General features: G+C 54.8%; 4 protein-coding genes and 1 pseudogene. 3 read left to right on the plus strand and 2 right to left on the minus strand.

Annotation, left to right across the window (positions count from 1 at the left end):
• On the plus strand, positions 1-663 hold a 663-nt coding region (locus Q675_RS23420), incomplete at its 5' end, for an FtsX-like permease family protein (protein ID WP_023010674.1).
• 150 nt (positions 664-813) lie between these two features.
• Positions 814-2895, plus strand: a complete 2082-nt coding sequence (locus tag Q675_RS23425) for an alkyl/aryl-sulfatase (protein WP_023010675.1) — start codon at positions 814-816, stop codon at positions 2893-2895.
• A 237-nt stretch (positions 2896-3132) separates the two neighbouring features.
• Here the strand turns inward: Q675_RS23425 and Q675_RS23430 are convergent, their stop codons facing one another.
• Together Q675_RS23430 and Q675_RS38070 are read right to left on the minus strand one after the other, a co-directional pair.
• A complete protein-coding gene (locus Q675_RS23430) occupies positions 3133-4158 on the minus strand; it encodes an AraC family transcriptional regulator (RefSeq protein WP_023010676.1) in 1026 nt (341 codons plus the stop codon).
• 36 nt (positions 4159-4194) lie between these two features.
• Positions 4195-4497 carry an alpha/beta fold hydrolase gene (locus Q675_RS38070; protein WP_152525351.1) on the minus strand — a complete coding sequence of 101 codons (303 nt, stop codon included), beginning with the start codon at positions 4495-4497 and terminating at the stop codon, positions 4195-4197.
• Positions 4498-4545: 48 nt separating this feature from the next.
• On the opposite strand from Q675_RS38070, the pseudogene Q675_RS23435 reads away from it, so the two are divergent.
• Positions 4546-5538, plus strand: a pseudogene (locus tag Q675_RS23435) (transposase); the annotation flags it as partial.

Here is a 5538-nt window from a genome sequence, read left to right on the forward strand (position 1 = left end):
CTTTTATTCTTCCTATCCTCTGACCGCTCGCTGCACGTGCATCTGCAGACACTGGAAGCGCTGCACGATCTGCAACAGGCCGAGCGTCTGGCAAAGGCCGGCTGGCAGGATCTGCCTGAGGCTGATACGATCTCGGCCCTCTTTGTTGGGCTGACCTCACGGCCGCTGTTATTTCAGCTGCAGAACGTTTTAAACCAGCCCCATCAGGAACCGCTAACCGCGGTGATTCCCGGCGTTGCCCTGAGCGAATTCTGGCAATTACTGGGCAATGCCGAACAACTGCTGCAGGCACTGAGCCTGCTGATGTTAATCACCAGCCTGCTCGGCTCGGTGGCCATGCTGCAGGTCACCGTGGCCGGACGGCGTCAGGAAATTGCCCTGCTGCGCATTATCGGCGCCCGCCCGCTGTACCTCTTTGTGCTGCTGGAAACCGAGGTATTACTGCTGACGCTGCTCAGCTGGTTGCTGGCCCTGAGCATGGCCGCGGCGACTCAGTGGCTGGCCCAGCCGCTACTGGCCGAACATTACGGCCTGTTGATTGAACCACTGCTCAACCTGCAGGACGTCTGGCTCTACGCTGCGCTCAGCCTGAGCCTGGCACTGCTCGCCGGCCTGTTACCGGCGCTGTCGGCCTACCGTTTGTCGTTAACCACTCAACATTAAACTGCTCACATTAAACCGCGAGCATTAAAACCGGCAGCATCAGCATACTGGCCACTTCAGAGTGGTCAGTAAAGACAAGTGACTGACCGGCGCGAACCGGCAGCGCATCATCCAGGCTCCTACACTGAGGAATCAGCACAGGAGCTTATAATGACAATCAAACTTCCTTTCCCTGCTTTGCGCTTACGCAAACCCCGTGGCCAGCAATGCCTCAACGCCGGACTGCTGCTCAACGCCGGACTGCTGCTCAGCGCCGGTCTGTTACTGAGCGCCTGCGGTCAGTCCGATAACCAGATCAGCATCAGCAGCGACGAACGCGCAGCTACCGCCACCACCATTGCGACCAACCGCAAGGTAGCAGAGCAACTGAACCTGAATGATCAGCAGGATTTTAACGATGCCCGCCGTGGCCTGATTGCCAGCCCGGAAAACCTGCAGGTTACTTCGCTGGCCGACCCTGCAACAAAGGTCTGGGATATGCCCGCCTACGGTTTTGTACAGGGTGATGCGCCCGACAGCGTCAACCCCAGCCTGTGGCGTCAGGCGCAGCTGAATAATATTCATGGTTTATTTGAAGTAACGCCGGGCATTTATCAGCTGCGTGGCTTCGATTTATCCAACATGACGCTGATTAAAGGTGACAGCGGCTGGATTGTGATCGACCCGATCACCGCTAAAGAAACTGCACGCACCGCCTTTGGCTTCGCCATGCAACAACTGGCAGAACGTTACCCGGGCACACAGAATATCAGCGCCATTTTATTTACCCACAGCCATATCGACCATTTTGGTGGCGTGCTCGGCATTATCAGCCAGCAGGAAATTGAGCAGGGTAATATTCCGGTGATTGCACCGGCCGGATTTATGGAAGAGGCCACCAGCGAAAATATTATTGCCGGTACCGCCATGAGTCGCCGTGCGGTTTATATGTACGGTAAAAATCTGGCCCGCGATGAATTCGGCCATGTGGATTCCGGCCTGGGTAAAGGCCCGGCCTTTGGTGAATTCAGTATTATTGAACCCAATCAGCTGGTCAGTGAAACCCCGACCGAGCTGACCATTGACGGTATTCAGTTTCAGTTCCAGTACACCCCGGAATCCGAAGCACCGGCTGAGTTCACCTTTTATTTACCACAATATAAAGCCTTCTGCGGTGGCGAAGTGGTATCGCGTAACATGCACAACCTCTATACCCTGCGTGGTGCCAAGGTACGCGATGCACTGAAATGGAGTGCCTATATTGAAGAAGCACGTAACCTGTTTGCCGATGCCGATATTTATTTTGCCAGCCATCACTGGCCGATGTGGGGCAAAGAGCGTATTCAGACCTTCCTGAAACAACAGCGCGATACCTATAAATTTATTCACGACCAGACCGTACGCCGTATGAACCAGGGCATGACACCGGGTGAAATTGCTGAAGATCTGGCCCTGCCCGATTCCCTCGCCCAGGCCTTTTCCAGCCGGGGTTATTACGGCACGGTAAAACACAATGCACGCGCTGTTTATCAGGGCTATTTAGGCTGGTACGACGCCAACCCGGCCCACCTTGATCCACTGCCCGATCCGCAACGTGCCGCCGGTTATGTTGCTCTCGCCGGAGGCGCCGGTACTCTGCTGGAAAAAGCACAAAGTGCGTTTGATGCCGGTAATTACCGCTGGAGTGCCGAGCTGCTCAACCATCTGGTGTTTGCTGAACCGGAAAACAGAGCCGCGCGTAAACTGCTGGCACGTAATTATGATCAGCTGGGTTATCAGGCTGAGTCCGGCCCGTGGCGTGATGTGTATTTAACCGCAGCACTGGAATTACGTACCGGCACACCGGAAACCGGCATTAATATCGCCACCATGAAAGATATGCTGCTGCAGACACCGGTGGCCAACTTCTTCGATACTCTGGCTGTACGCTTAAAAGCCGAAGATGCCGCCGATAAAAACTGGCGCATTAAAATTAACTTTACCGATCTGAATGAAAGCCATCTGCTGTGGGTTGAAAATGCGGTACTGCATCACCGCCAGCTGAGCAAAGACACGCCGCTGGAAGGCGAAATCAACGCCACCCTGAACCTGACTCACCCGCTGTTTATCAGCATGCTGATTGGTGAGGCCGGCTTAAAAGACACCCTGTTTTCCGATGATCTGAGCATTGATGGCAGCAAAATTGATCTGGTGCGTTTTTTCAGCCTGTTTGAAAAACCTGCAACATCGTTTGCGATTGTGTTGCCGGATTAAGGACTTCTTTCTTCTCGTTCCCATGCTCCGCGTGGGAACGCCCCGCTCCGTGGGGTAATGCAACAGCACCGGCAAGGGCTACCACGCAGAGCGTGGGAGCCAGATGGCAAGAGACTTTCTGTTTCTTCTCGTTCTTCTCGTTCCCATGCTCCGCGTGGGAATGCAACGGTACCGGTAAGGGCTACCACGCAGAGCGTGGGAGCCAGATGGCAAGAGACTTTCTGCGAGGGTATTTTTTTACGCTCCGGCGCTTTTCTTTTCCTTACGGTATTGCCCCGGCGTCTGCTCAAACCAGCGCTGAAACGCGCGGTTAAAATTACTGCTGTCACTGAATCCCAGCCGTAATGCTATATCCGTTACCGGCACCGCTGTCTGTAGCAGGTAATGTACCGCCATTTCACGCCGAACTTCTTCCAATACCTGACGGAAACTGGTGCCTTCCTGTTGCAGATAACGTCGCAGCGTGCGTTCGCTCAGATTAAATACCTGTGCGGTATCGGCCAGCGTCGGTTCGCCCTGTTCCAGCACCGCCTGAATGCTGTTTTTTATCCGCTCGTGCCAGTTAAGGGCATTCATTTTTTGCAGGTATTGTTCAACCAGTGCTTCGTTGGCAGCAGCCAATTGTGAATCGCCGGGCAATGCCATTTTTATCAGCTGAGCACGTTCAAACCACAGGCAGTTGGTGGCCTGCTGAAAATTGACCGGGCACCGAAAAAATGTACTCCAGCGCTCGCCGCCTGCTGCGGGTAAAGACCGCATTAATTCAACATTCTGCACCAGCAGATTCTGCCCAGTTAATTGCCGGGCAAAGGTAACGATGGTGGCAAAAAAACCATCAACGGCAAGGGCGCTGATCGGCACTCCCGCCAGAGGATCAATGGCAAAACCGATACGGTGTGGCTGATGAATAACGCGGATATTAACGGTGTTGGAAATCATGGCGTGATAGCGCCCGATTTTTTCGATCACCTGCTGCATATTCTGGCAACTGATCATCAGCAAACCGAGGGCGCGAAAATGCATCGGCTGCACATAACGTGAAACTTCCAGGCCAAAAGCCGGATTCGCAGTAATCTGTTCCACCCGGTCCCAGAAGGCAGTCATGGTAGCAATGGCAACACGGCTGTCGGGATGCTGCTCCAGCTCCTGCAGGTTAAGGCCGACGTCCTGCAGCAAAGGCACAGGGTCGCGACCGGATTCCTGCAGGGCTTTGCAGATGGCCAGCGCCCAGGCAGCAATAGTGGAATAAGAAGGCTGATTCATGGCGAACCTGTATTGGGGCCTGTTAATACGCAGAGATCAGCCGGACGACATAACTCCGGCCAGAAAAGACTGCACAGCGGCCAATACCGTCTGGCTGTCTTCCAGTTGAGGATAATGACCAATACCCGGCAATTGCACAATGTTTTCCCCGCCCACCAGTTCACGGTAACGGGCCACCATATGCGCACCGGAAATAGGATCGGCAGAGCCATTAATCAGCGCCAGAGGTACGCTGGTGTTCTGCAAGGCACCAACCCAACGCTCACGGAATTGCCGCCGCTCACTCATATAGCGAATCAGTTTATGAAAAACCCGCAGCCCCTGTTGCTGTGAAATCAATGTCCAGAAGCCCTGCAGCTCTTCATCGCTGAGTGCCTTTGCACAGATATGAGCAAAGGTTTTCTGCAGTTTTTTATAAGAATACAAACGGGCAAACAGTGGTCCCAGCGGACTGATCAGTAATTTCTGTACCAGCTCCGTGACCTGATGGAAGCGCAGTGTAAGGAACTTCCTACCTACGTCCAAAGGGAGTTTGACGACTTCCTGAAATGCGGTCGCCTGGAGCACGGTTTCCTGCGGGTGCGCTGCGACAGTTGTCATGTCGAGCATTTGGTTGCCTTTAGTTGCAAGCGGCGCGGCTTTTGCCCCAGTTGCGGCGCTCGACGCATGACTGAAAGTGCAGCATTACTCGTGGACGATGTTTTGCCTCGGCAGCCCATCCGTCAATGGGTGCTGAGTTTTCCTTTCCAGCTTCGCTATCTGTTTGCCAACCGGCCAGCGGTCATGGGCCAGGTGCTGGGGATCGTCTATCGCGTGATTGCCACGCATCTCATCAAGAAGGCGGGTTTGACTCACCAGAACGCCCGGACCGGCGCAGTGACGCTGATTCAACGCTTCGGCAGCGCGCTCAACCTCAATTTGCACTTCCATATGCTCTTCCTGGATGGCGTCTACGCCGATGACCCGCATAAGGGCTTACGCTTTGTCCGGGTCAAGGCGCCCAGCCACGAGGAGCTTACCGCCTTGGTCGGTACGATTGCCCGGAGGGTTGGCCGCAAGCTGGAACGACAGGGCTTGCTGGAGCGTGATATCGAGAACAGCTATCTGAGCGCGGAAGCTGCGGACGATGACCCTATGGCGCAACTGCAGGGTCATTCCATCACCTATCGGATTGCCGTCGGCCCCCAGGCTGGCCGCAAGGTGTTCACAGTCCAGACTCTACCGACCAGTGACAATACGAACGACGACCGGGTCGGAAAGATGGGAGGGTTCTCTCTTCATGCCGGCGTTTCCGCAGGCGCTGATGAGCGCGACAAACTGGAGCGTTTGTGTCGTTACATCAGCAGGCCCGCAGTAGCAGAGAAGCGCTTGTCGCTGACA

Origin of the sequence: Marinobacter sp. EN3, assembly GCF_000475315.1 — a bacterium.
In the GTDB taxonomy this organism is placed as follows: domain Bacteria; phylum Pseudomonadota; class Gammaproteobacteria; order Pseudomonadales; family Oleiphilaceae; genus Marinobacter; species Marinobacter nauticus.